Consider the following 25,414-nt stretch of genomic DNA (forward strand, 5'->3'; position numbering starts at 1 on the left):
CGGCGCGCCTAGATGGCGCCCGCCGCCTCAGTCGGGCCCTGGATGCAAATCCGTGGCCTGACCAAATCCTTCGCTGGAGAGCTTGCGCTGGACCATGCCGATCTCGACATCGAGCGCGGCAAGGTCCATGGCCTGGTCGGCGCCAACGGCGCCGGCAAGTCCACGCTGATCCGTTGTCTCGCCGGGGTAACGGTGGCTGATCAAGGCAGCGTGACGGTGGCCGGCGAGGACCTGCAAAAGGGGTCACCCCAGGCTTCGGAGCAGGCCGGGCTTGCCTTCATCCACCAGGAACTGAACCTGATCCCGCATTTCAACGCGCTGCAGAACATATTGCTCGGTGCCCCCAAGGTCACGCGTTTGGGCATGATCGACTGGCAGCGGTCCGGCGTCGCCGCCCGCGCGGCCGCCGAACGCGTCGGCATCCGTTTTCCGCTCGAGACGAAGGTCTCGGAACTCTCGATGGCCCAGCGCTGGCTCGTCATGATCAGCAAGGCACTCGTGCGCGACGCCAGCATGATCGCGATGGACGAGCCCACCGCGTCGCTGTCTGGCCCGGAGAGCGAACAACTCTTCGCCATCATCCGCGATCTCTCCGCCCAGGGCGTGGCCATCCTCTACGTATCGCACAGGCTGGAAGAGGTGCTTCAGCTCTGCGACAGGATCACGGTGTTGCGCGACGGGCGCATCGTCGATGCCGCCGAGCGCGGGGCACTCAACAAGAAGGGCCTGGTCAGAGCCATCATCGGCCATGACATACGCCCACCGGACGAGCGCGCCCGCTTCGCGACCGACCGCGCCCGGCAGCCGATCTTCCGCGTCCGCGAAATTGCCTGGAAGAGTGCCGTGAAAGGCGTGAGTTTCGACCTCTACAAGGGCGAGGTGCTTGCGCTCGGCGGCCTCGTCGGCGCGGGACGGACCGAACTTGCCCATCTCGTGGCCGGCGTGGCCCGGCCGGATGCCGGCCATTTCGAGCTCGACGGCAAACGGCTCGACATCGCCAACGAGGCCGAAGCCGTCCGCGCCGGCATAGCGCTGGTTCCGGAGGAGCGCAGATCGCAGGGTGTGATGCTGCAGCAGTCGGTTGGCTTCAACATCAACATATCCACCTTGAAGAAGCTGCGCGCCATTCCAGGTCTGCCGTTCGTCTCCGGCCGGAAGGCCCGCCGGCAGGCGGAGGGCCTCGTGGCCCAGTTGGGCATCAAGACCCCCGGCATCGAGACGAAGATCGGCGGTCTCTCAGGCGGCAACCAGCAAAAGGCGCTGATCGCCCGTTGGCTCAATGCCGGAACCAGGCTCCTCATTCTCGACGAGCCGTCGCGAGGTGTCGATGTCGGCGCCCGCGAAGAGATACACGACGCGATCCGCGCGCTCGCCCGGTCCGGCGTCGGCATCCTTGCGATTTCATCGGATGTCGAGGAACTCACGCTTCTGGCGGACCGCGTCCTTGTCATGCGCGAAGGCCGCATTACCGGCGAGTTGACCGGCTCCGACATCACCGAGGCCCGGATCATAGAGCTCAGCTACCACGACACCAATGACGCAGAAGGAGAGATCGCATGATGGCCCAGGCCGGAACCGCGGCGAAGGACGCGCCGCTGCGAAAATCCTCGTGGAAGCGGACCGCGCTGATCTGGCTCTCCCGCTACGGCACCATTGTCGGGCTCCTGCTGATGGTGGTTTTCTTCTCGGCGAACGCACCCGGAATCTTCCTGTCGCGCGCCAACTTCCTCAACATCCTCAGCCAGGCGTCCCTCACCGCGATTATCGCCTCCGGGCTGACCTATACACTCGTCGTGGGAGAGTTCGACCTCAGCATCGGCTATGTGGCGAGCTTCGTCGGCCTGATCGTCACCGGCCTCATGGCTTACCAGGGTTTTCCGATCTGGCTCAGCATCGTCTGCGCACTGCTGCTCGGTGCCGCGATCGGTGCCTTCAACGGTGTGCTGGTGACAAAGGTGAGAATAAATGCCGTCATCTCGACGTTGGGCATCGGAACGATGCTGACGGGCATCGGCTTCACCTACAGCTCCTTCCCGATCGCGACCGGCATCCCTCGTGCCTTCACCGATATTTCGCTCGGCCGGCTCGTCTTCGGCCTGCCCAATCCGGTGATCATCATGGTGATCGTGCTGATTGCGCTGTGGGTCATTCTGAACAAGACCGACATCGGCCAGAAGATGCAGGCTGTCGGCGGCAATCTGGAGGCAGCGAGGCTCTCCGGAATCCGGGTGGACCGCATCAAGATCTTTGCCTTCGCCACTGCCGGTTTCTGCGCCGCGCTGACCGGGACGCTGCTGTCCTCGTTGCTCGGCAGCGGCACACTGGCCGCGGCAGACGGCTATCTTCTTGATGCCTTCGCCGCCGTCTTCCTGGGCTCCGCTACGTTGAGGGAAGGCGAATTCCATATCTCCGGAACTTTGATCGGCGTGCTTATCCTGGCGGTGGGCTTCAACGGACTCAGCATCTTCGGCGCGCCCACCCATTTCCAGCCGATCTTCAAGGGCGGGATCCTGGTGCTGGCAGTAGGGATGTCCGCGCTCGCCCGGCGCTATGCCGCTTCGGCCTGACCGAAAGCCGGGCGCGGCGATTTTCCGGGCTGCTCCCGGATTCTAATTTAGCCTAGATATTTGCTGAGTATCGACATGCCGCCTGCACGAACCGTGTCAGGCGTCATTTCCTCGACGATCTCGCCATGCGTCATAACATAGAGCCGGTCGCAGACCCGGGTCGCCACATCGATGCGCTGTTCCACGAGAAGCAGCGACGCACCGCGCTTGCGCAACTCAAGCATCGCCTTGACCACGATGTCGACGGCGACCGGTGACAGCGCGACGGAGGGTTCGTCGAGCAGCATGATCTCGGGGTCGCTCATAAGCATGCGGCCGATGGCAACCATCTGCTGCTCCCCACCGCTGAGGAACGACGACAGCCGGTGGCGATAGTTCCTGAGTACCGGGAAAAGATCGTAGACCGAGGTCAGAAGCCTCTCGACCCTGGCCTGGTCGCGCCGCAAATGCAGCGCGCCCAACAGAAGATTGTCTTCCACCGACTGGTCAAGGAACAGGCGCCGTCCCTCCGGCGCTATAGCGGCCAGGCCTCGCGCTATGCGATGGGTTGGCAGGTCGGACACGTTGGTCGCGCCGATACGGACCAGGCCGCGCCGCTGCTTGACCAAGCCCATGATGGCGCGCAGCACCGTTGTCTTGCCGGCGCCATTGGGGCCAAGCAGCGCCACCGCTTCACCCTTGCCAACCGAAAGTCCGATGTCGCGCACGACGTCGAAGCGGCCATAGCCAGCACTTAGCGAGCTGATTTCCAGTACGGGGGACGATTGTTCGTTCATTCGCCGAGATAAACCTGTCTGACCACGGGATCGGCCCGCACCTCGTCGGCCGAACCGGTTAGGATCACTTCGCCGGCGTTGAGCACGGTGACGCGGTCGCACAGCGGAAACAGAAAACGCGTCTGGTGCTCGATGATGATCATCGTGACGCCCTGGCTCTTGAGATTGGCGAGGATCGTGGCCAGATGCCTCACCTCCTTCGCCGAGAGGCCGGTCGCCGGCTCGTCGAGAACGATGACATCCGGCCCCGCCACGCAGACCGACGCGAGTTGAGTGAGCTGTTCGATGCCGTGCGGAACGTCTCCGACCTGCCGGGACGTCCATTCGCCGGCCCCGACAAGGGCAAGTGTTTCGGCAGAGCGACGATGCATTGCCGCCATATCGCGGCGGCCGGACGCAAGCATTGGCCAGAACGCGGCACGGCCCACGATGCGCGGCACACGATCGAACAGACCGACCATGACGTTCTGCGTCGGTGTCAGTTCCTTGACCAGTTGCGCGGCCTGGAAGGTTCGCCGGAGCCCGAGTTTGGAGCGGCTGCTCGCAGGCATGCCGTCGACCCGTGTCCCCTTGACCAGAACCTGGCCGGCATGAGGTGTAAGGCGGCCGGAAATGACGTTGGCGAGCGTGCTCTTTCCGGAGCCGTTCGGACCTATGAGGCCATGAATGTGGCCACGCTGGACGGCGAGGTCGACATTGCGCAGCACCTTCGGCCCGAGCCCATAGCCGAATTCGATGCCGCGACATTCGACGACAATCTCGGACCCGGTGGATGGGATCGCCGGAGCCGGAACAATTGCCGTAGCTGACGGTTCCTCGATGGTTACGATCCCGGTCACCGGCGCGGCCCCACCAATGAGCGGCGCCAGCAGGCGCTTGACCACTCCAACGACTCCATCCGGCAGAAGCGTGATGGCGAGAATGGAGAGCGCGCCGTACACGATCTCCTGCAGCCACGGATTGATGTTGACGACGTTCGGGAACATCGAGACGAACATCGCGCCGATCACAGGACCGATCGTCGTGTTGATGCCGCCGATCAGCACCATCACCAGAACGTTGAGCGATACCGACCAGTCGAACTGGCTGGGAGACACGACGCCGAGGAAGGAGAACAGCCAACCCGCTCCGCCGGCCATCGCCGCCGAAACCCCGAAAACGCCCACCTTGATCGCCGCGGTGCGCGCGCCCGCCGCCTCCGCGAACGGTTCGGCGTCACGGATCGAGAGAAGGATCGGATAGAACGGTGAATGGCGAATGTTCCAGACCAGCACCAGGCAGAGCAAAAGCCCGGCCATCGTGCACCAGACCAGCGGCGAGCCGAGCCAACGCAGACCGCTTGGGAAGTCCGGAAAGGCCGGGCCGAGCAAACCTTGAAGCCCGCCGGTGACATTGACCATGTCGGTCGCGAGGACGGTCAGCACCAACGTGAAGATAAAGGTGGTGATGGCGAAGTAGAGGCCGCTGACGCGCAGGGACATGGCGCCGACGGCCACGCCGACGAGGCCGGCCGCAACAAGGACAAGCACCAACAGTCCGTATACATTCCAGCCGTAGTCGTTGGCGAGGATTGTCGTCGCGTAGGCGCCGATCCCGAAAAAACCACCCTGGCCAAGCGAATAGAGCCCGAGCATGCCCGCTACGAGATCCAGGCTGATGGCGAGGATGCCGAAGACGGCGGCCACCAGCACGAGGTTCTGCAGGCCGAGATCGGATTGCGCCACATAGGCCGTGGCTGCAAGGTAAGCGAGAATGACGGCAAGAGGCGCCACGGCGCGCCAGCCGCCAGCTTGCGATCCCGGGATGGCCGCCGCTGCCTGGCGATCGGTCGTCGAATTCATACCCTGCTCCTCAGCGGCTCGCCGCGGCCGGACGGCGCGGACGGAAGAGCGGATTGCTGGCGCTGAACAATCCCTTGGGCGAGACGATCAGGATGACGACGAGCACGATGAAGGGAAACCAGTCCGAAGCCTGCGAATTGATGAGCCCGTTGGCACCTTCGGCGCAGACGCCCAGCACAAGACCGCCGAACATGGCAGCGATCGGCCGTTCCGTGCCGCCGCCAATCATCATGGCGATGAAGCCATAGGTACCGAACGTGTCGCCCAGATAAGGGTTGGCAAAGGTCGTCGGCCCGATGAGCAGTCCGGCAATGCCGGCAAAGGCGGCGGAGACGGCGAAAGCGACAATGGCGACCACGGTGGTGTTGGCGCCGATGGCGGATGCCATTTCCGGATCCGCCGCCGTCGCCATGCCGAGCTTGCCGAACAGCGTATACCGTCGCACGATTTCGAAGCCGGCGGCGAGAATGGCGGCGGTGGCGATCGCGAGAAGCTGCTGGCCGGTGAGCACGGCGTTTCCGATTGGCACGCTGATGTTGTTCAGGATTGGTGGGAAGGCCTGCGACGTCGGACCCCAGACGTAGGCGGCAGCGTTCTCGACGATCACCGCGAAGCCCAGCGTTGATACGAGCCAGCCGAAGCTAAAGCGGTTCGACAGCAGGATTGGCCGCACGGCGATCAGATAAGACAGAACGCCAATGATGCACGAAGCGGCCAGCCCGGCGGCAGCAGCCAGCCAGACGGGGTAGCCGGACGATACCAGCTCGGCGGTGATCATCACCGTCACCATCATCAGTTGGCCCTGGGCGAAATTGATGATGCGAGTGACGTAGAACGAGATTGCCAAGGCCATGCCGATGAGACCGTAGATCGATCCTATGGCAATGCCACTCAGCAGGAATTGCAGCACTGTTGGCTCCCCCATCATCCGACCATCACCGGCTTCTCGTCGCTTCAACAGCACCGCGGAAGTCGCATCCGTCCGGTCGACCCTACCACGGCTCACGGATCTGTCGGGCCGGGCTTCCTGTCGCGCAACGTCCGGATTTGGCACGTTGAGCCGATGCCGAACACCTAGTCGAAAAAGGCCGCGGGGAAATAGCTGATGTCGGCGACATAACAGCTATGAGGAACGCGACGAACGGTGCGCCGACCCGACCGATAACAGAAGCGCTGCGCGCTGATGAAAAACGCATGACTGATTTCCGTATCAATCGCAGACAAGGGAAAAAACCTTTTTATATCAATCTTCTAATCTGACGGAAGAGCGCTCTCTTGTGAGCCTCGCCCGCCGCGATCGCGCCAATGGAATTCGTTCCGGGGCTGCATTTTGGGAGAGTTCTCAGCCCGTCCCGAGCAGCTTGCCCCGCGTTGACAAGATGGGGGTCGTGGGTGGCAAAATTCCGGGCGAAGACACGCGCGTCCCAGTGAGGCGCAGGGCAAAAAAGAGCGATCGGATTGTCGGAGACAGGCCCGCCGATCGCAGGGAGGGAACCACATGAACAAGCTCGCCACGACGTCTACCTTGCTGCTGGCCGCAACGGCCTTATGCGGTGCAACCATCCAGACGAATGCCGCCGACGACTATCTTGTCGGCCTGATCGCCGGCACCACCGGTGCCTATGGGTCGACAGGCGTTGCCACGGTCAATGGCTCGCAGATGGCGGTCGACGAGGTCAATGCCGCCGGCGGCGTCGACGGCCATATGTTCAAGCTTGACGCGCACAACGACAACGCGTCGGCGACACTGTCGGGTCAGCTCTACCAAAAGCTGATGTCGGCCGGCGCGATCGTCATCGCGGGCTCGCCGGACACCGGCCCGGTGACCGCGCAGCTTGCCGAGCGTCACAAGTTCCCGACCATCGGCGTGGTCGACGACGGCGGACTTACCGTCAACCCGAAGGGTCCGACGAGCCCGCCCAATCCGTGGGTGTTCGACTTCGGTCTCAACACATTCGCCTGGGGCGAGAAGATCGGTGAGCATGCCCTGAAGCATTGCCCCGACGGCCTTGCCGTGCTGCACGATCCCTCGACCTACGGCCAGGGCGGTCTCTTCGGCATACAGCTGGCCTATGACAAGGCCGGCAAGAAGATCGCGATGGATCACACCATCACCGAGAACTGGTCGACAGGAGCCACCGCCGGCCTGATGCCCGAAGTGAACGCCATCAAGGCGGCAGGCATCAAATGCGTGGATGTGTGGCTGACGCCCCAGGACCAGGCCGCCTTCATGCAAGATCTTCACTCGATAGGCTACGAGGCGATCGTGTACGGCAATGACGAAACGAATGCCGACGACACTTTCTCGAGCCTTGCGGGCGACCTGTCCGACGGCATGATCACCGCCATGCTGACCACCGAACTGCATCCCAGTCCGGAACTCCTGGCATTCCGCGACGCCTATAAGAAGAAATTCAGCGTCGATGCCACGCCTTTCTCGGCAGGCGCCTATGACAGCATCAAAATGCTGGCACAGGTGATCAAGGACGTGAAGTCGACGACGCCCGAGGATCTGCAGAAGGGCTTCAACGCCGTGAAGGACTTCAAGGGCATGACGGGCAATATCGGCTTCTCGGAGACGAGCCACATCACCATCACCGCGGCCCAGGTCACGCTCGTCAAGCACGACGCCAAGAGCAAGACCTGGGTTGAAGTCACCGACTGATCGATCTGCCGCACCTTCCAAGCGCGAACAGAACGGGCCGGCTCCCAGGAGCCGGCCCTCGGCATTTCACGAAACAAAACAGACAGCATTTCCGTGAGACGATGAGCCGCCTAGAACGGCTCAGCGTTTGATAGAATCGCCGACCCGCTCCAGCTCTTTTGTTTTCACGCAGTTCCCAAGGGGAAGCGCTACGCGCTTCTCCCGGGAAAACCGTTACACACTTTTCCTGGAATTGCCCTAGAGTTGGACCCGCCAGGCCTCGGGCACAAGCCGAAAGCCGTCGCCCGCCTTCACCAGATGAGCAAAGCCTGGCAGATGGAGGTGGCCGCCGGTGACGAGCAGCCGCCCACTCGCGACATGATTGAAAATCTTGCGGCGGTTTTCGGCGGCCAACGCCTCATCGACGTCGAACTCGCTGGTAATCTGAGGCAAGGGAATCTGGAGTTCCGGCACGTGCACGGTGTCGCCCCACATCACCAATGTCTGCCCGGCGGACTCCAGTTGATAACCACTGTGGCCCGGCGTGTGGCCGGGAAGTGGCAATTGGGTGATGCCCGGCATGACTTCGCCTCCCTGCGTGGTGTGGAAGCGCCCGCGGTGGCTTGAAAGCAGGGCGTCGGCGGAACCTGTGTAGGGTACCGCGGCCGCCGAGCGGCCGCGCCGCTCGGTATCGGACCAGAAGTCGAAATCATCCCTGTGGACGATGATGTCGGCGCGCGGGAAGAGCGGCTTGCCGGATTCGTCCATCAGCCCGCTCGAGTGGTCGGGGTGGATGTGGGTCAGAAGAACCGTATCGAAGTCCGAGAGCTTGAAGCCGGCGGCGGACAGATTGCGCGGCAGTTGCCCCATGGAATACACCGTCGTCGATCCGCCACCGGCATCCACGAGCATCGTGTTCGCGTCGGTCTCGATAACAAATGCATTGACGGTGAGACGGGGGCCGCCCTCGTGGAAATGCTCCCGCATCAAGGCTTCCATGTCGCCACGTTCCGTCCCACGCAGAATGGCCATCGGGATATCGAGGAAGCCATCGTTGATCACGGTGACCATGGCGTCGCCGACTTTGCGTCTGTAGACGCCGGGTGTCTGCCTTCTTGGCTCGTCGGTCATGGGTTGTCCTCCTCCAGAAGAAGGCGTCCGCGCACGGATCCTCCTCGCCTTTCGCTACAATGTGACGCCGGCGCGCAGCCAAGTGAAGCGAACTCACTGGTCAGGTTCGGGATAACAGATATAGCGCATCCGGCATGACGCGACACCGGTGACTGGAAGACGCCTTACGGCTTCGGCTCCCAGATCCCCATTTTGCGCAGAGCGCGCACCTCGTCCCTGATAAGCCCTGTCAGCGCCCGGATGACGGTGGTGGTCGGCCGCTGGCTCGACGTCGCGAGCAAGAGCTCCCTTTCGATGGACGGATTCTGGATGCGCCAGTAGCTGATCTTGCCCTCCGCCACCAAATTGTGGCAGCTCGAATAGGACAGGATCGTATAGCCCATTCCGGCCTCCACGAGGCGCAACGTCGAAGGCATCGCCTCGACCTCGACCTCGATCCTCGGCTCGATGCCGACCGAGCCGAAGATATGGTCCAGCAGCACCCGCAGTCCATGCGGCCGGGCGGGAAGGATCATCGGTATCTTTGAAACGACCGCGGCATCGACGGGCGACGAACCGAGATTGCACGGATCGTTCTTGGCGCCGAGGAGAAACAACTCGTCGCGCAGGATCGGCTCCGCCAGCAAATTGTTCATGCGCGGCGCATTGTAGAGCACCGCCACGTCGATCTTTCCCATGACGAGCCATTCCAGAAGATGGCCGCTAAATCCTTCGACCACCCGCATGCTCACCTGTGGGAACTGCTCGCGAAAATGCTGGACGAGCGGCGCGGTCAGGACAACGCCCACGGATGGAGGCATCCCAAGCACGATCGCACCGCGCGGATTCGACCGCAGTGCTCCGAGTTCGCTCGTGGCGCGCGAGGCCTGCTCGAGGATTGCGGTCGCATAACTCTGCAGAAGCTTGCCCGCCTCCGTCAGAACAATGCCGCGACCGTTGCGGTAGAGAAGCGCGATGCCGACGCTCTCCTCCAGCGACTTGATTTGCCTGCTGAGAACCGGCTGGCTGACCGATAGCGCAACGGCGGCCCGGGAAAAGCTGCCGAATTCCGCCACTGCTATGAACAGTTGGAGCTGCCTTAGGTCGAACATGGCTGTGCCTCGTCGCAAATGCGGAACATCGAATTTCCGTTGGCATGCAACGAATTCGGGAGTTTGGGATACATCGAAACCATTGACAAGCGTTTGGCTGGCCGGTCGCAAAGCTGTTATGCGCGCGGCGAGCATTATCGCAAGGTCAGGAATTGGCCTACTCTCAGCCAATCCGAAGCTGGCCAAATCCAATATAGATTCGAGGGGAAAAGTCGTGCAGCGTCAAACGCTTGGGTTCATCGGCCTCGGCCGCATGGGTGCGCCGATGGTACGCCGACTGACCGAGGCCGGTCACCACGTGGTTGTTTATGACACGCGGCCGGACGCTGCGAAGGAACTGCCTTCGGAACACACGACATTTGCCCCATCCCCCAAGGCGGTCGGCGATGAGGCCGGCATCGTGTTCTGCAGCCTGCCGACACCGCCGATCGTCAAGGAGGTGGTCTTAGGTGCGAACGGAATCGCGGCCGGCTCGAAGGTCAAGACGGTCGTCGACGTGTCGACCACGGGACCGACCATGGCAAAGGTCATATCGGAATCCCTGGCGAACAAAAGCGTCGCCTGGGTGGACGCTCCGATATCGGGAGGGATCGCCGGCGCGCGAAACGGCACGCTCGCCGTGATGATCTCCTGCCCCAAGCAGACCTATGAAGAAGTGGAGCCGGTCCTGGCCAATTTTGGTCGCAGGTTCTATTGCGGCGAAACGCCTGGAAGCGCCCAGGTCGCCAAGCTTGGAAACAACATGATTGCCGCCGGCGTCATCCTGCTGTCGGCGGAAGCTCTCGCAATGGGCGTCAAGGCCGGCCTGGATCCCCAGGTCATGTGCGATATCATCAATGCTTCGAGCGGTCGAAACAGCGCGACGCAGGACAAGTTCCCGCGCGCCGTCCTGCCGGGAACGTTCGATTTCGGCTTCTCCACTGCCCTGTCGTACAAGGATGTGCGCATGTGTGTCGATGAAAGCGAGAATTTGGGTGTACCCATGGTTGGCGGTTCTCTCGTGCGGCAGATGCTTGCCGCCACCAACGCACGCTTCGGGCCCGATTCCGATTTCACCTCGATGGTCCGCATCGTCGAGGAATGGGCCGGAGTGGAGATACGCGCCTAGAGCCCGCCTTGTGGAGAGCAGCAGATGACGACGCGCTCGATGGAACTGGCAGATGCGTTGGTGAACCTTGCCCCGGCGGTGTTCACTTCGGCGGCCATCGGCAAGGCCAAGCTGTGCCTGCTCGATTTCCTCGGCTGTGCGTTCGAGGCATCCGGACTGGAGCCTAGCCGGCAGGCCGTCGCCGCGGTGCCCGCGGCTTCTGGCGGCCACATGATTGGCGAAAGTGCGACGACGACACCCGCGGACGCCGCATTCGTGAATGCGGTGATGGGCCACGGTCTTGTCAGGGAAGACATGCACGCCGCATCGGTTTGTCACCACGGTGTGGTGGTCTGGCCGCTGCTCCTGGCCCTGGCGGAGACGAACGCGGTTTCAGGCGCCGACCTGCTCCGGTCGGCGGTGGTGGCCTATGAGGTCGGCGGACGTCTTGGACGGATGCTGATCGACCCGACGGTGTCCGCGCTTTTCCGCCCGACTGGACTGGTAACTCCCATTGGATCGGCATGCGGCGGCGCCTTGATGCTGAAGCTCGATCGACAGCAGATGGCCGCAACGATTGCCGTGGCCGCGAACACAGCGTCCGGGTTGAACCAGTGGCCGCACAGCGGCGGCTCGGACATGTTCTTCCATCCCGGCTTTGCCGCTCGAAACGCCTGGATGGCGGTTCAGTTGGCCGAAGCCGGTGCCTTTGGAAGCCCCGACATATTTGAAGGTCAGTCTGGATATTTTGCCGCGCTCGCACGGCGGCCGATGCATGGTCGGATCGAGCTCTTTCCCAATGGCGAGGCGGACATTCTCACCGTCTATCACAAGGCAGCACCGGCCTGTAATTTTGCCCAGACGGCCTGTCAAACCGCGTTGAAGCTTGTCGAAATGATCGGCTCCGACGCTGCACCGGTCGAACGCATCCGTATCAGCGTGCCTGCCGCCGCCGCCGCATATCCAGGATGCGATCGGACAGGACCATTCGACAGAGCCCTCCAGGCGAAGATGAGCATTCCGTTCGGCGTCGGAGCCGTGTTTGCGCACGGCCGGTTGTCGGAAGATATCTACAGCAATCTCGCCGATCCCGAGACCCTGCGCCTAATCGGGGTGAGCGAACTCGTGGCCAACCCGGACCTTACCGCGCGGTTCCCCGGCCTGCAGGGCGCGGCAATCGACGTGGTTCTCGGCGACGGCCGCCAGCTTTCGATGGGCCTGCCAGACGTCGTGCCCGCTACAGAGGCGCAGGTGCGGGAGCGCTTCCGCCTGGCGGCGGTGAACATCCTCGGCGGTGCCGAGGCCGAGGCTATTGAAGAATTTGTCGACAGGCTGGACACCAAGAAAGATGCCGGTCGGCTGCTGCCGCTTTGCGCGGCAAAGCGGGTAGCCAGAAGACAAGCGACGCGAACGCCGGCACAAGGGTCCGGCAAAGGCAAGCGTCTGGCGTCGAGGCAGAGTTTATAAACAGTCCCAACAGGAGCAGTTCATATGTCTAAGGAAGTCCTCGAACGCGGCTTGGCGATCCGAAAGGAAGTGCTTGGCAAGGAGTTCGTCGAGAAGTCGTTTGCCGCGGCCGACGACTTCAATCGTCCCATGCAGGAGCTCGTGACGGAGTATTGCTGGGGTGCGGTCTGGGGTCGCGAAGAACTGCCACGCAAGACGCGGTCGATGCTGAACCTTGCCATGCTCAGCTGCCTCAACAGGCCGCACGAGCTCAAGATGCACACCAAAGGCGCCCTGCGCAATGGTGTCAGCCGCGAAGAGATCCGCGAAGTCCTCCTGCAGGTGGCGATCTACGCCGGCGTGCCCGCGGGCGTGGACTCGTTCCGCATCGCACGTGAGGCCTTCGCCGAGTTCGATGCTGAAAAAGCCTGACCAACGTCTTCTTGGCCGTTGACGCGGCGGACGGGATCAACATGAAAAAATACCAGATGCTGATCGGCGGCCAATGGGCGGACGCCCTGGACGGTCGGACGTTTGACACCGAAAATCCCTTCACCGGCACAGCCTGGGCGCAAATCCCCCGCGCCGGTGCGGGGGACGTCGACCGTGCGGTCACGGCAGCCACGCAGGCGTTCAACGCACCGGCATGGTCGGCGTTGAGCGCCAGCGCCCGCGGCGCCCTGATCCGGCGCTTCGCCGATCTTCTGGCCGCCAATGCCGATCGCCTGGCCGACATCGAAACCCGTGACAATGGCAAGCTGATCGCCGAGATGCGCGGCCAGCTCAGATACATGCCGCAATGGTACTATTATTTCGCCGGGCTGGCCGACAAGGTCGAAGGACGTGTCATCCCGATTGACAAGCCCGGCGTGTTCAACTTCACCCGCGAGGAGCCGCTGGGCGTGGTAGCCGCCATCACCCCGTGGAATTCGCCATTGATGCTGGCGACCTGGAAACTGGCCCCGGCGCTGGCTGCCGGCAACACCATCGTCTGGAAGCCCTCCGAGTTCTCTTCCGCTTCGGCCCTCGAATTCGGGGCGCTTTTCGAAGAGGCCGGCTTCCCGCCAGGGGTCGTCAACATCGTCACCGGTTTCGGCAACGAGATTGGGGAACACCTTGTGTCTCATCCAGGCGTCGACAAGGTTGCCTTCACCGGCGGCGATCGCACCGGTCAGGGCGTCTACCAGATCGCGGCGCGTTCGATAAAGCCGGTCACGCTCGAACTTGGCGGAAAATCCGCCAACATCGTCTTCCAGGACGCGGTGCTCGACGATGCCGTCAAGGGTGTCGTCTCCGGCATTTTCGCGGCGAGCGGCCAGACTTGCATCGCGGGATCGCGGGCGCTCGTTCACCGCTCGATCTATCCGGCTTTCGTCGATGCGCTGGTGGCTTTCGCCAAAACCGCGCGGATCGGCGACCCCTCCAGCAATGACACGCAGGTCGGGCCGATCACGACCCGGCCGCAACTTGCCAAGATCCTCGACTATATCGAGATCGCAAAGGCGGAGGGCGCCAAGCTGGCGCTTGGCGGCAAGCGGCCCACCGATCCGGCCTGCGGCGACGGCTGGTTCGTCGAGCCGACAATCTTCACCGATGTCGGCCCCAAGATGCGCATCGCCCAGGAGGAGGTTTTCGGTCCTGTCCTGGCCATCATTCCCTTCGACAGTGACGAGGAGGCGATCGAAATCGCCAACGGCACGATCTACGGGCTGGCGGCAGGCGTGTGGACGCAAAGCATAACGCGCGCCCTGACCATGTCGCAGAAACTCAAGGCAGGCACGGTGTGGATCAACACCTACCGGGCGGTGAGCTACATGTCGCCATTCGGCGGTTTCAAGCGTTCCGGCATCGGCCGCGAGAGCGGCCTGTCGGCCATTCGGGAGTATCTGCAGGAAAAGAGCGTCTGGATCGACATCAGTGGCAGCGTGCCCAACCCGTTCGTGCAGCGCTGAAGCTCGACCATGACCGATCGGCAAAGGATCGCTTTCGTCACCGGCGCCGCGAGTGGCATCGGAAGGGCGGTTTGCCTGAGCCTTCAGGGCAAGGGTTGCCGCATCGTGTTGGTGGATCGCCAGGAAGATCGCCTCGCTGTCCTGGCCGGCGAACTCGGCGCCGACGTCTTCCCGCTCGCCCTTGATATCACCGACGGCAGTGCGGTCGCCAACTGCCTCGACCGGTTGCCGCCGGAGTTCCGGGACATCGACGTCCTGGTGAACAATGCCGGTCATGACATTGGCGGGCGGACCCGCTTCGACATCGGCTCGGCCGACGATTGGTCTGCGATCATCGAGACCAACCTCATCGGCCTGATGCGCGTGACGCGGACGATCCTGCCGGGAATGATCGAGCGCGGCCGCGGCGACATCGTCAACATGAGCTCCATCAGCGCCATCCGCATGGTGCCGGACCAGGCGCCCTACTCCGCCAGCAAGGCCGGCGTGCATATGCTGAGCGATATCATTCGCGGCGAATTGGCGGAGACCCCCATCCGCGTGATCGAGATCTTGCCGGGGCTCACCCGCACGAACATCGTCGCGTCCCGCCTTCGCGGGGACGAGGAAGCGGCCCGGGAGTATTTCGAGCGGTTCGGAATGGCGCTTGATCCGGAAGACATTGCCCGGTGTGTCTCATTCGCCCTGGATCAGCCCCCTCACGTCCAGATCGCGCAGATGTTCGTCGTGCCCACCAACAGGTGGTGACAACACCGAACATCAACGGCAACGCGAGCGCGCGCCTTTTCTTGTCAACCGACAAGCCATGGCGAACTCAGTGGACAGCCGCATACATAATGCGGCTTTCCGTCGCCTCGGTGACGTCCATCTCCTCGACGATGCGCCCCTGCCTTGCCACCAGGATCCGGTCTGAAAGTGTCATGATCTCGGGCAGGTAAGACGAAATGACAACCACCGCCATGCCGCTTTCGGCAAGCTCGTTGATGAAGTTGTGAATCTCCACGATCGTTCCAACATCGACGCCACGCGTGGGTTCGTCGAGAATGACCAGCTTGGGTTTCTGGACCAGCGCCTTGGCCAAGACCACCTTCTGCTGGTTGCCGCCGGAGAGTTCGATGATGCGCGCGTCGGCATCGATCGCCTTGACGCCTAGCCGCTTCGTCCATTCGATGGCCAGTTCCCGGCCTTGCTGCGGAGCTACTGGCGTCAGCGGATTGTCACCGTTGGCGAGGTATCCAAGCTGAATGTTGCCGGCGATCGTCATGGTTTCGAAGAAGCCCTCGATCTTGCGGTCCTCGGTGACATAGACGATGCCGTCACGCACCGCCGGCCGCGGCGTCCGGTAGCGGACGGGCCGGTCTTCGAAGCGAACCGTGCCGCCGTGGAAGTAATCGCGCCTCAGAACGCCCGCGACGATCTTCATCGTTTCCGTGCGACCCGCACCGACCAGCCCGAACAGGCCCGTCACCTGTCCCGCGAACACGGAGAACGAGGTGTTGCGCACCGCATTGCCCATCGACAGATTTTCGACGCTCAGAATCTTTCTGCCCATCGGGCGCGCCACGCGTGTCTGGCCGGAATAGAGTTCGCCGGACAGGCTCCGGCCGACCATCGCCTGCACGATCCGGTCGCGATCGAACTTGCTCGTTTCGTCGGTCACGACCACCTTGGCGTCGCGCATCACCGTGATGCGGTCCGACAGGTGCAGCGCCTCCTCGAGCGCGTGGCTGATGAAGATGATTGCAATCCCCTCCTCCTTCAGGCGGCGGGCAAGGTTGAAGAAGTGGAACTTCTCCTCGGGCGTCAGCGTGGCGGTCGGTTCGTCGAATATGATGAGCCGGGCGTTGTGGTGAACGGCGCGCGCGATTTCGACCAGTTGTTTCTTGCCGGCCCCCAGAAAGGAAACCTGCGCGGTGGGATCAACGTAGAAATTGAGCGACAGGAGATAACGCTGGGCCTGGATGTTCAACCCGCGTAGCCGGTTGAACAGCTTCTCGTCGCCCAGGTAGATATTCTGGGCCACCGACATGGACGGCACCAGATTGGTCTCCTGGAAGACCATCGCTATCCCGCGGTTCAGCGCGTCGGACGGCGAATTGAGCCTTGCCGGCTGACCGTCAAGCAGCATCTCGCCGGAGCTTGGCTGGTAAACCCCTGCCAGCACTTTCATCAGCGTCGATTTTCCCGCGCCGTTCTCGCCAAGAATGGCGTGTATCTCGCCCGGACGGATTTCGAAATCCACGTTGGAGATCGCCATGACGCCACGGAAATCCTTGGAAACGCCGCGCAATTGGACGAGCGGTGTCATGCTATATGTCCTGCCAGTTCATGGATCGCCACGATCTTTCCCGATCCCTTCGCAGCAACAAGAAGCCGGCCACCGGCTTCGCAGAGCGAGGTCACGCCGTGCACATCGCCATCGGCACGGCTTTGATAATTTCGCACCATGGCCATGTCCTTGTCGCAGCGCACGACGAGGCCTGTTGACCAGGTTGGCGACCATGGCTTCAGCATGTTGAGCTTCTTGCGCGCACCGCCCTGTATGGGTTCGAGGAAGCTCCTCCCGGTGGCCAGCGAGGGCGCGATCCAATAGTCGGGATCGATCGTTTCGATCATGCGCCTGCGATACTCATCCTCCTTCAGGACGAATTCGACAAGCGGGTTGCGCGGCGCGAACATGGCCAGCCAGAAGCCGCCTTCCGATGCCGGTGCGATGCGCCCCGGATAGGCGGGAAGCGAGCCGAGGGCGATCCGCCGCCTCGACCCGTCGATGCCCATTGAAAGGACACGATGGCGCCAAGCTTCCGAGACGAAGACTTGATCCTTCGACACGATAATCCCGGATGGAAATGCAAGCCCCGAAGCGATCGAGACGGCGGTGCGCGAGCCGATGTCGATACGCCAGACCGACCCTGCCGCCGTCTTGGTCATCAGATCGCGCTTCCAGCCGTGCGCTGGATTGCGGTCGGATCCGACCGCGACGAGCAAGGTGGAGCGGTCGGCGAAAGCCATCGCCGTGACGCAACGCGCATCGAGTGCCCCAGGGGCGATCAACTCAGAGGATGCGCCGTCCGGGCTCTCGATGTGGATGCCCTCGCCTTCGACGGCGACAGCCAGCAGGTCTGTGCCCACCGCCATGCCGGTCACCGGTTTGCCCACGGCTCTAGATCGGCTGATGGAAAGCCCCTGCGTGCCATCGCCGGCGGTTGGCGCCAGCGTGTGGATCTCGCGACCGACAGAACAAACGACCTCTTGCCCCCAGAGCACAAGGTTGTCGACATCGGCAAGGTCCAGCAGCACCGGAGCCGCGTCAAGCTTCGCATTGGGCCGCAGCGGGCCATCCATCGGCGGCACCGTACTACCGGTCAGATCGAAGCCGCGGAAGTTGGCCCAGGCCTGCTTGATGGCACCGATCATGGACGCGGCCCCCAATAGGCATCCTGCGCGCACCAATTGGGATCGGCATCGGGCAGTTTGTAGCGGCCTATCCGATTGTTCGAAACGCCTCCCAGATAGAGCCATCCCTTGTGCTCGCGCATCGAGGTGATCATCGGGTGGTTGCGACCTCCGAGATCCCACAGATTGTCGAGGATCTCTCCCTTCTCGTTGAACTTCACCACGCAGCCGGTGTTGATGTTCGGATAGAGCCATTGATCGGGAGCGACGCGGCGGGCCATGCGCTTGCGGAAGCCGGGCATGCGCATCGCCAGATCAAGCGCCGGCCCGCGCATGCCGAGCAGTGCCAGCCAGTAATTGCCATCGGAGGATCGGTTGATGTTGTCGGGGTAGCCGGGCAGGCTGGAGATGACGCGTTCGGTCTTGCCCTTCTTGGGTCCGTCGAACCAGTACCTGCTGATGGAGCAGGTCCAGCTCTCCGCGAACATGAAAGACTGTCCGTCGAGACACATCGTGACGCCGTTCGCGAACACCAGTTTCGGAATCTCGGTATGCGTCTTGCCCGTTCTTGGATCGTAGCAAATCATGCGTCCGCTCGGCCGGCTTTCCAGCGCGTCGGTCGCCCAGTCCTCCTGCTCGTAACGGATGGTCGCCTCGCTGAAGTAGATGCGGCCGTCAGGTGCGACATCAACGTCGTCGGCCAGGCGAAGCCGCGAATCGTCCACAACCGAGGTCCAACTCCTGTTCGTCTCGTCGGTGAGCTTGGTGACGGTCCTGTCGGGCGCGACCTGGAACAGACCCATGCCGCCGATGCAGACGAGCAGGTTTCCGGTGCGGTCGAATGCCATGCCCAGCGGATGGCCGCCGATATGCGCGAACACCTCGGAGCGTTTATGGTCGGGGCCGAAGAACCGGACAATATCGCCATGCCGGGTACCGCAATAGAGATTGTCGTCACGGTCGAGGATGACGTCTTCGGGGCCCTCGATTTGTCCGAGCCCGATGATCTCCACGGAGCGCAGGCGGTCGTTGAGCACATAGGGCGAGCCAGGGGCGTCGACCTTCGGAGCCGGCGGCAGGGAAAGGTAGGCGGGCGAGACATAGACCTTGGCGAGAATACGGTGGCGATGCTTCTGCCAGCGCATATCGACGAAGACGGCGGTGAGTAGGATCACACCCAGGATGGTCGAGGTGATCGGGCCGCTGATGCCGAGGTTGATCAGGCCGTTGGTGAGCATCAGCACCAGCAGGCTGCCGATGATCGCCTTCGCCACCGAGCCCCGGCCGCCGCCGATCGCCGTTCCGCCGAGAACGGCCGCGGTAAGCGCCTGGACTTCGAGCCCGACGCCCGTATCCGATCCCGTGCTGCCCAGCCGGGCGGCGAACAGAAAGCCGGCCAGTGCGCACATCGTGCTCGAGGCGACATAAGTGAGGAACACCATGAAGCGCACGTCGATGCCGGCGTTGAACGCCGAACGCCGCGCCCCACCGACCGCGGTGAGCCGCCAGCCGGGACGCATCCGCGACAAGACGAGGTGCCAGGCCAAGGCGATGACCAGCGTGATCACCAGTGAGGTCGGAACGCCGAGCACCGTGCCTTCGCCGATGAACAGCCAGAGATCGGACATCGAAAAGCCCGACATCATGGACGTGGACATCTTCACGAAGACGATTTCATAGATGGAGCGGAAGATGATCAGGCTGACAAGGGTGGTCAGGAAGGCGCGCAAGCGCAGGTAACCGACCAGAAAGCCATTTATGGCGCCGCAGCACATACCCAGGACCAGGATGCCGGCCAGGACGGCCGGTATCGGCAATGCGTAGACGTTCACGCCGATCAGCGAGAACAGGACTGCCAGCGAGAAGACGGAAGCGACCGAAAGGTCGATGCCACCAGAAATCATCACGACTGTCAGGGCAAGCACCACAAGCCCGAATTCCGCGAACTGCCTGGCGAGGTCGGAGAGACTAGACAGCGAGAGAAAGTCGGGAATGACCGAGCCCAGCACCACGATCGTGAGCATAAGGGCGGAAAACGGGATCGCATTGTCGATCCAGCGCTTCGACAAGATCTCCCCGACCAGGTGATCGGGAAGATAGCGCGAACGCAGATAAGCAAAGGTGTCGCTACTGGCCATGATGATCCGCGATATCTTTCGATTGGCCTATTTCAGCTGGTCCAACTGCCAGCAGGTGCGCGGACCGATATTGTCCTTCGTCAGCAGCGTAAGCGGCGTGTAGTAGGAGGTCTTGCCCTCCCCGGCCTTGGCCGGCGATAGCAACGACTGGACGATTTGCTGGTTGATTGCATTGCCCTGGAGCGGGACATCGTAGCTGACGATCAGGTCGAGGAGGCCCTTTTTGATGTTGTCGCAACCGATCTGGTTGCCGCCGCCGGAGGTGACGACATAGACGTCGTCGGCCTTCCCGGCTGCCTGGATCGCGGCGCCCGCGCCGACGTCCTGATTGTCCCAGTTTCCGACGACTCCACAGAGGTCGGGATGCTGCTGCAGCACCGTTTCCATGATCGCGCGCGCCTTCGCCGGGTCGTACTGAGCGGCCTGTTCCGACACGATCTTGATCGACGGATCCTTGGCGAAGGTTTGTTTGTAGGCATAAAGCTCATAAAGGTCGGAGGCGGCCGTGGGCTGGCCACGGATGATGGCGATCTTGCCGGACTTGCCGGACCCGGCCCCGCACTGCTTGACCAGCGCGTCGGCCTCGATGTAGCCGACCCGCGACCAGTCGGCGCCGACATAGGCGTCGGTGGGAACCACGGATTCGAGATTGAGCTGGACCACCTTGATGCCGGCATCCATGGCCCGCTTCAGCAAGCGGGCGTAGGATTGCACATCCGGGTTGTGCGCGATGATGAGATCGGGCTTTTCGGCGATCAGCGCGGTTAGCGCCCGTGTACCCGCATCCGTGCTCCAGTTCGGATCGCGGATCTCAAGCTTATAGCCGAGATCGGCCGCCTGCTTGCGCATGATCGCGGCCCACCCCTCGGTGAGGTCGAAACCCATCGCCAGGGGGATGAAGACCACGCGCTTTCCCTTCAGCCCTTCATAGAATGGATTGCGTGACGGGTTGTCCAGCCCGTCATCGGCATGCGTGGCGCCCACCAGCCCAAGGGCCATCAGGCCTGCGGCCAGAACAGTGCGAAATTTCATGGTTTCCTCCCGTTGAATCGCAAACAAGATTTGGTTCAGATATCCCCTTGGCTCTGTTGCGAGGTCTGCTCGTCCCTGGGGTTGATGAAACTGTCGACCATGATCGCGAGCAATAGGATCAGGCTCTTGATCAGGTTTTGGGTGGTGTAGGTGATGTCGAGGATGGTCATGCCGTTGAGCAGCACGCCGACCAGCAGCGTCCCCACCAGCACGTTGCGCACGCCGCCGCGGCCACCGCTCAGGCTGATGCCGCCTAGCACCACGACGAGCAGGACATCGTAGATCATGGTGGAGTTGTAGACACGCGTGCTCATGCCCGAGACAGCCGCCGCCATGACGATGCCGGCAAGGAAGGCTATCAGCGAACTCACGACATACTGCACCACGATCAGCGGCCGCAGCGGCAAACCGGTGATGCGGGCCGCCAGCGGATTGTCTCCGGCCGCATAGATGAAACGGCCGACGCGCGTGCGCATGAGCAAGAGGGCAACCAGCGCGGCTAGCCCGGCGAAGGCGACGATCGGCATCGGCAGGCCGAACAACAGACCTTGTCCGAGAAAGTCGAACCATTCGACACCGGCCGGGGTATTCTGCACGTCGATCTCAAACAAGAAGGCGCGCCCGGAGCCGTAGATAACCAGGCCCATGGCCAGGGTGGTGAAGATCGCGGGGATGTCGGCATAGGCAATCAGGATGCCGCTGGCCAGGCCAATCGCGACGGCAAGCAGGAAGCCGTATGACAGGGCGGTATCGAACGGCGTTCCGGCCTGCGCCATGGACAGGACCCACGACAGGGAGACCACCATCGTGGCGACCATTGCGAGATCTATCCCCCTGCCGATCACCACCAGGGCCATGCCGAGCCCGAGGATACCGAGGATCGAGACGCTGCGCACAAGCGCTATAAGATTGCCGGCGGTCAGGAAATTGTTGAGCGAGACCGCGAAGACGGCGAACATCACAACGGCGAGTGCGAACACCACGCTCTCTTGCGACAATCGCGCCTTCCCCATTCCGGACCTCCCAGACCGGCCGATGCCGATCCGCGGATGCGAACCTGCGCGATCGGCATCGAGCTGGAGCGAACATCCCTTTTTTGGAGAGGCCGAGACAGACCTGTCCATGGAATATCAGTTATGTTGGCTACCTGCTTTATCGAGGGAGCGGCCAAGCACCGTCGGCCCCTTGTGTATTGCGGGAGGAAGGTGCGACACACACCGTCGGCCTGCGTGCCGCAAGCCTGTGTGCCGCAAGCCGGCGGGCGTTGCGGCTTCAGGCATCATGGGATAGGGCGCTGGCGCTCGCCATGCGTGAACACGGTATCGCCATCGCCGAAGAGGCCTTGGCAACCTCATTGTTGCACGATCTTGACGATCGATAAGCCTCCTCCTTCAAGGAATAGCGCATTCTCAGGGCGGCAAGAAAGGCAAGCGTCAGTCAAGATTGCGAAGAAAAAGGGCAGCGTAACCAGCACTATCTGCCGCTGTACGGATGCCTTTGACAGGCCATATCGAGAGACGAGCAAAAGCCTCGAACACCAATGCGCATGATCCCAGGAAAGATATCAATCCTATTCCCGTTGCGCTGAGGACCGTGCCGCATCCCGCTGGCTCGGCATGATAGGCCTCTGACGCATTGGCATGCGCTAACCTCTGCTAAGATTGTACCTCCTCAACCTTCATTGAGACGTCCTTTCTCCCAGTCATTGTCCTCCCACCGGTCCGCAATTCCGCAGCCGGCAGATCACAGGTTATAACGATGACATATAATCAGCGCCTTTCGGCAAATGCAGACGGTGGCAATATACGAACCTGGAAGCATGGCGAATTTCCCATGCCGGATTGGGTGCCGCAATATATGGCAGGAGGCATCGAAGCGAATGGAACCTTCGCGCTGGAGACGGAATTCGGCCGAGCTCGTGTCCATCTCGGGAACATCGTCATAGAGAGCAGTGGCCGCGTATGGGCTCGGGCGGTTGAGGAGGCCGTCGACTTCATAGAGAAGCTAAAGATGAGAGCGGAGCCGACGATCACCAATATCGGCCCCGGAAAGGGGCGCCAGTTTGGAGCGAGCAAAGGGACGAAGAGCAAGGCGAGAAAGAACCATTCCAAGGCGATCGATCGCCGCCCTCGATATGCCCCACCGGTGGGTTCGCAACCATCGATTGAGTGGATCCGTTTGAATCGGCTTTCGGTCGACAGCGCTTACCAAAGATCAACCGACAACGAGGCCTCGCGTAGGCTAATCGCAAGCATAGCCGCCAAGTTCGACTGGCGCCTGTGTGCGCCGCTGGTGGTGTCCCGACGTGCCGACGATACGCTCACGATCATCGACGGCCAACATCGATGGATGGCTGCCTGCCGGAGGGACGATATCCCCCAACTCCCATGTTGCGTCTTTAGGTACGAGAATAGGGAGGAAGAGGCTCGCATGTTCATCCTAGCCAACCGCGCGCGAAAGCCAATGAACCGCCTCGATGACTATTTTGCAGCTCTTGCAGCTGCGGACGAAGATGCGTTGGAAATGCAGCAGCTCGTCACTGATGCGGGGCTAAGCGTTGCCCGCAACACGTCATCGACAGCATGGCGGCCAGGTGAGGTTGCGTTCACCTCATCTATCGCACATGCGATCAGAAGGTTCGGTCCGGCAATTACCTCGGCTGTGCTCACGAATATGGCTGTGGCTTTTCCCGGCCAGAAGATGACGCACGGCGGAGCGATTTTCGGCGGTCTTGTTCGGATCATGACCCGCCGAATCCTGATTTCGATCCTGATCGCCTTTTGAGTGCCCTTCAAACGCGGACGGCCGACGAATGGGGGTTGTTCGCTGTCGGGTTGAAAGGCGGAGAAATGCGGATAACAGCTCTCCACAACGCAATAATGGACGCTTATGACTTGCAAATCTCGGATGAAGCGACCTCGAAGGAACGAGTGTTAGCCCTTTAGTGGAGGCTTGGCATTATAGGAGCGCTCTGGCCGTGACGTCAGAGCGCTCACCCAGCGATGGCGAAAGAACTGACGTCCACCGCTTCGCCCGATCGGGAAAGCCGCATGTTGGTCTCTAATCGACCCCGCTGCCAGGCAGATGCAACTCATATCCCGTGAAGACGGCAACGCCGTTATTGATCTCTATTTCAACGATCTCATTGATGAGAAAGTCCTCCGGTCCGAGATCGGCAAGAAGACCATCCAAGAGCTCCCTCTCTCACGAGGTCACACGCGTTTCGTATTGGTCAACTGCCGTGGGTCACCCTTCAAGATCACACGCTTCGAAGACTTTACTTTCACGCCCTGCTGGGAGAGCTTCTTGGGCCGCCCGCGCAGCGGGTGAGCGGCAACCCAGATCCTGGCGAGCTCGATCATCCGCGACGTTAGCCTGGGATATCCCTCGAGAACCTCCGCTTCGTCTGCGCCCTGCGCCAGCATCGCCGCGATCATTCGCGCAGGGATGCGGGTTCCTTTGAAGACCGGCTCTCCGCCACAACTCCCTTGACGCGACCAATTGCTGCCTCCGCTTCGTCGAGATCGACGATGCGGGCTTTCAGCTGTTTACGCGCCTCGGCGATGTCGACTATCAACAGGTCATCAGCCCTTACGGTCATAGCAGTTGGGGCAGCTTTGATTTCCTCGAACAGTCGGCGACGGCGATCAGCGGTAAGTGTCGCACCCACGCCGTACCAGAGCTTGAGCCGCAGCAAATCCTCACCGGTCAATGCCCGTCGAACGATCCCGCCAGCGCGTTGGACAGCGCTTGGCACCGCATCGACAATGTGTTTGTCGATCGCATTGTGAACGGCCTTGATGCCTATCCCGCTTACGGCGGCCGCCTCTGCGGGGGTATAGACGCGAGTGGGTGCTCCCATAATTCTTCTCCTTGTGAAGAACAATATAGGCCTAGAGCGTCCCATCGTAAAGGCGCCTGCCGTTTAAGACCAAAGCGGTCGTTACAGGCATGGCCAGGCGCGAGCGTTCATACAAATGAACTTGGCGACCTATTTTGGATCCCTCCCGTTGGTTCCCCTGAGCGGTTTGTCCTGCTTGGCAGTGCGGCGACTTCTGTCGCCTCGACGTCTGGCAGATCGCACAACGTGTCGAGGGAAAAAATCAGAAGGAATTCCTTCGTCGTGACATAAGTGTGGGGGCGCGCTGGATCGCACGGACCGTGGTGATTATTTCTGGGAACGAAGCGAAGCGATCAAGCCACCGCAGACTTCGTTCCCAAAGCGCGCCGCCGGTGATCGGCGCGTTGCCGGAAGCGACCACGGGCCGACAATTGCTCCCAGCTACGATTCGACCAAGGATTGTCAGGCCGAG

The 25,414-nt window shown here is 62.0% G+C and carries 21 protein-coding genes and 1 pseudogene; 10 read left to right on the forward strand and 12 right to left on the reverse strand.

Translation table 11 applies throughout. The features are described from left to right. Window positions 1-12 precede the first annotated feature (12 nt). The gene (locus FJ948_RS24830) at window positions 13-1,560 is read left to right on the forward strand and encodes a sugar ABC transporter ATP-binding protein (protein WP_140709153.1); all 1,548 of its coding nucleotides are present in this window, start codon (window positions 13-15) and stop codon (window positions 1,558-1,560) included. Then, window positions 1,557-2,567 carry an ABC transporter permease gene (locus tag FJ948_RS24835; RefSeq protein WP_246677614.1) on the forward strand — a complete coding sequence of 337 codons (1,011 nt, stop codon included), beginning with the start codon at window positions 1,557-1,559 and terminating at the stop codon, window positions 2,565-2,567. Before FJ948_RS24830 ends, FJ948_RS24835 begins: the two co-directional genes overlap by 4 nt. 47 nt (window positions 2,568-2,614) lie before the next feature. Here the strand turns inward: FJ948_RS24835 and FJ948_RS24840 are convergent, their stop codons facing one another. Genes FJ948_RS24840 through FJ948_RS24850 form a run of 3 tightly spaced genes read right to left on the reverse strand, consistent with a single transcriptional unit; the run spans window position 2,615 to window position 6,094 of the window. After that, window positions 2,615-3,343 carry an ABC transporter ATP-binding protein gene (locus tag FJ948_RS24840; RefSeq protein WP_140709155.1) on the reverse strand — a complete coding sequence of 243 codons (729 nt, stop codon included), beginning with the start codon at window positions 3,341-3,343 and terminating at the stop codon, window positions 2,615-2,617. Then, complete coding sequence (locus tag FJ948_RS24845; protein ID WP_140709157.1) at window positions 3,340-5,184, reverse strand: ATP-binding cassette domain-containing protein; 1,845 nt, start codon at window positions 5,182-5,184, stop codon at window positions 3,340-3,342. Before FJ948_RS24845 ends, FJ948_RS24840 begins: the two co-directional genes overlap by 4 nt. A 10-nt stretch (window positions 5,185-5,194) precedes the next feature. Then, the gene (locus FJ948_RS24850; protein ID WP_181173810.1) at window positions 5,195-6,094 is read right to left on the reverse strand and encodes a branched-chain amino acid ABC transporter permease; all 900 of its coding nucleotides are present in this window, start codon (window positions 6,092-6,094) and stop codon (window positions 5,195-5,197) included. A 588-nt stretch (window positions 6,095-6,682) separates the two neighbouring features. On the opposite strand from FJ948_RS24850, the gene FJ948_RS24855 reads away from it, so the two are divergent. Beyond that, entirely contained in the window at window positions 6,683-7,849 is a 1,167-nt protein-coding gene (locus FJ948_RS24855) for an ABC transporter substrate-binding protein (protein WP_140709161.1), read from the forward strand. A gap of 237 nt (window positions 7,850-8,086) precedes the next feature. Here the strand turns inward: FJ948_RS24855 and FJ948_RS24860 are convergent, their stop codons facing one another. After that, entirely contained in the window at window positions 8,087-8,959 is an 873-nt protein-coding gene (locus FJ948_RS24860) for an MBL fold metallo-hydrolase (protein ID WP_140709163.1), read from the reverse strand. Between the two features lie 164 nt (window positions 8,960-9,123). Continuing rightward, the gene (locus FJ948_RS24865) at window positions 9,124-10,050 is read right to left on the reverse strand and encodes a LysR substrate-binding domain-containing protein (RefSeq protein ID WP_140709165.1); all 927 of its coding nucleotides are present in this window, start codon (window positions 10,048-10,050) and stop codon (window positions 9,124-9,126) included. 82 nt (window positions 10,051-10,132) lie between these two features. On the opposite strand from FJ948_RS24865, the gene FJ948_RS24870 reads away from it, so the two are divergent. Genes FJ948_RS24870 through FJ948_RS24890 form a run of 5 tightly spaced genes read left to right on the forward strand, consistent with a single transcriptional unit; the run spans window position 10,133 to window position 15,282 of the window. Beyond that, window positions 10,133-11,158: an NAD(P)-dependent oxidoreductase gene (locus tag FJ948_RS24870; protein WP_246677615.1), complete on the forward strand. Its 1,026-nt coding sequence runs from the start codon at window positions 10,133-10,135 to the stop codon at window positions 11,156-11,158. Window positions 11,159-11,182: 24 nt separating this feature from the next. Continuing rightward, window positions 11,183-12,604, forward strand: a complete 1,422-nt coding sequence (locus FJ948_RS24875; protein WP_140709169.1) for an MmgE/PrpD family protein — start codon at window positions 11,183-11,185, stop codon at window positions 12,602-12,604. Window positions 12,605-12,628: 24 nt separating this feature from the next. Continuing rightward, complete coding sequence (locus FJ948_RS24880; protein WP_140709171.1) at window positions 12,629-13,015, forward strand: carboxymuconolactone decarboxylase family protein; 387 nt, start codon at window positions 12,629-12,631, stop codon at window positions 13,013-13,015. A gap of 41 nt (window positions 13,016-13,056) precedes the next feature. Then, the gene (locus FJ948_RS24885) at window positions 13,057-14,535 is read left to right on the forward strand and encodes an aldehyde dehydrogenase (protein ID WP_140709173.1); all 1,479 of its coding nucleotides are present in this window, start codon (window positions 13,057-13,059) and stop codon (window positions 14,533-14,535) included. A gap of 9 nt (window positions 14,536-14,544) precedes the next feature. Continuing rightward, on the forward strand, window positions 14,545-15,282 hold the full coding sequence (locus FJ948_RS24890; protein WP_140709175.1) for an SDR family oxidoreductase: 738 nt from the start codon (window positions 14,545-14,547) through the stop codon (window positions 15,280-15,282). 67 nt (window positions 15,283-15,349) lie between these two features. On the opposite strand, the gene FJ948_RS24895 is transcribed toward FJ948_RS24890, so the two are convergent. The 5 genes from FJ948_RS24895 to FJ948_RS24915 are packed head-to-tail and all read right to left on the reverse strand — an operon-like array spanning window position 15,350 to window position 22,114. Then, a complete protein-coding gene (locus FJ948_RS24895; protein ID WP_140709177.1) occupies window positions 15,350-16,843 on the reverse strand; it encodes a sugar ABC transporter ATP-binding protein in 1,494 nt (497 codons plus the stop codon). Further along, a complete protein-coding gene (locus FJ948_RS24900; protein WP_181173811.1) occupies window positions 16,840-17,952 on the reverse strand; it encodes a strictosidine synthase in 1,113 nt (370 codons plus the stop codon). Before FJ948_RS24900 ends, FJ948_RS24895 begins: the two co-directional genes overlap by 4 nt. After that, window positions 17,949-20,069 (reverse strand): SMP-30/gluconolactonase/LRE family protein, encoded by a 2,121-nt coding sequence (locus FJ948_RS24905; RefSeq protein WP_140709181.1) that lies wholly within the window; start codon window positions 20,067-20,069, stop codon window positions 17,949-17,951. Before FJ948_RS24905 ends, FJ948_RS24900 begins: the two co-directional genes overlap by 4 nt. 27 nt (window positions 20,070-20,096) lie before the next feature. Beyond that, entirely contained in the window at window positions 20,097-21,101 is a 1,005-nt protein-coding gene (locus FJ948_RS24910) for a sugar ABC transporter substrate-binding protein (protein WP_140709183.1), read from the reverse strand. A gap of 35 nt (window positions 21,102-21,136) precedes the next feature. After that, complete coding sequence (locus FJ948_RS24915) at window positions 21,137-22,114, reverse strand: ABC transporter permease (RefSeq protein ID WP_140709185.1); 978 nt, start codon at window positions 22,112-22,114, stop codon at window positions 21,137-21,139. On the opposite strand from FJ948_RS24915, the gene FJ948_RS24920 reads away from it, so the two are divergent. After that, complete coding sequence (locus tag FJ948_RS24920) at window positions 22,072-22,482, forward strand: DUF2399 domain-containing protein (RefSeq protein ID WP_140709186.1); 411 nt, start codon at window positions 22,072-22,074, stop codon at window positions 22,480-22,482. The genes FJ948_RS24915 and FJ948_RS24920 overlap by 43 nt on opposite strands. Before the next feature lie 377 nt (window positions 22,483-22,859). Next, complete coding sequence (locus FJ948_RS24925) at window positions 22,860-23,885, forward strand: ParB/RepB/Spo0J family partition protein (protein WP_140709188.1); 1,026 nt, start codon at window positions 22,860-22,862, stop codon at window positions 23,883-23,885. 276 nt (window positions 23,886-24,161) lie between these two features. On the opposite strand, the gene FJ948_RS30945 is transcribed toward FJ948_RS24925, so the two are convergent. Then, complete coding sequence (locus tag FJ948_RS30945; RefSeq protein ID WP_263491685.1) at window positions 24,162-24,293, reverse strand: hypothetical protein; 132 nt, start codon at window positions 24,291-24,293, stop codon at window positions 24,162-24,164. A 20-nt stretch (window positions 24,294-24,313) separates the two neighbouring features. Then, window positions 24,314-24,963 (reverse strand): annotated as a pseudogene (locus FJ948_RS24935) (DUF433 domain-containing protein). Window positions 24,964-25,414: the final 451 nt, after the last annotated feature.

The organism is Mesorhizobium sp. B2-3-12 (assembly GCF_006442205.1).
Classification (GTDB): domain Bacteria; phylum Pseudomonadota; class Alphaproteobacteria; order Rhizobiales; family Rhizobiaceae; genus Mesorhizobium.

Excerpts from the sequence above, each read along its gene's own strand:
- FJ948_RS24895 (WP_140709177.1), bottom strand. The coding sequence starts at position 16,843 with ATGACACCGCTCGTCCAATTGCGCGGCGTTTCCAAGGATTTCCGTGGC.
- FJ948_RS24865 (WP_140709165.1), bottom strand. The coding sequence starts at position 10,050 with ATGTTCGACCTAAGGCAGCTCCAACTGTTCATAGCAGTGGCGGAATTC.
- FJ948_RS24915 (WP_140709185.1), bottom strand. The coding sequence starts at position 22,114 with ATGGGGAAGGCGCGATTGTCGCAAGAGAGCGTGGTGTTCGCACTCGCC.
- FJ948_RS24840 (WP_140709155.1), bottom strand. The coding sequence starts at position 3,343 with ATGAACGAACAATCGTCCCCCGTACTGGAAATCAGCTCGCTAAGTGCT.
- FJ948_RS24835 (WP_246677614.1), top strand. The coding sequence starts at position 1,557 with ATGATGGCCCAGGCCGGAACCGCGGCGAAGGACGCGCCGCTGCGAAAA.
- FJ948_RS24830 (WP_140709153.1), top strand. The coding sequence starts at position 13 with ATGGCGCCCGCCGCCTCAGTCGGGCCCTGGATGCAAATCCGTGGCCTG.
- FJ948_RS24880 (WP_140709171.1), top strand. The coding sequence starts at position 12,629 with ATGTCTAAGGAAGTCCTCGAACGCGGCTTGGCGATCCGAAAGGAAGTG.
- FJ948_RS24845 (WP_140709157.1), bottom strand. The coding sequence starts at position 5,184 with ATGAATTCGACGACCGATCGCCAGGCAGCGGCGGCCATCCCGGGATCG.
- FJ948_RS24860 (WP_140709163.1), bottom strand. The coding sequence starts at position 8,959 with ATGACCGACGAGCCAAGAAGGCAGACACCCGGCGTCTACAGACGCAAA.
- FJ948_RS24910 (WP_140709183.1), bottom strand. The coding sequence starts at position 21,101 with ATGAAATTTCGCACTGTTCTGGCCGCAGGCCTGATGGCCCTTGGGCTG.
- FJ948_RS24900 (WP_181173811.1), bottom strand. The coding sequence starts at position 17,952 with ATGATCGGTGCCATCAAGCAGGCCTGGGCCAACTTCCGCGGCTTCGAT.
- FJ948_RS24890 (WP_140709175.1), top strand. The coding sequence starts at position 14,545 with ATGACCGATCGGCAAAGGATCGCTTTCGTCACCGGCGCCGCGAGTGGC.
- FJ948_RS24855 (WP_140709161.1), top strand. The coding sequence starts at position 6,683 with ATGAACAAGCTCGCCACGACGTCTACCTTGCTGCTGGCCGCAACGGCC.
- FJ948_RS24875 (WP_140709169.1), top strand. The coding sequence starts at position 11,183 with ATGACGACGCGCTCGATGGAACTGGCAGATGCGTTGGTGAACCTTGCC.
- FJ948_RS24925 (WP_140709188.1), top strand. The coding sequence starts at position 22,860 with ATGACATATAATCAGCGCCTTTCGGCAAATGCAGACGGTGGCAATATA.
- FJ948_RS24905 (WP_140709181.1), bottom strand. The coding sequence starts at position 20,069 with ATGGCCAGTAGCGACACCTTTGCTTATCTGCGTTCGCGCTATCTTCCC.
- FJ948_RS24885 (WP_140709173.1), top strand. The coding sequence starts at position 13,057 with ATGAAAAAATACCAGATGCTGATCGGCGGCCAATGGGCGGACGCCCTG.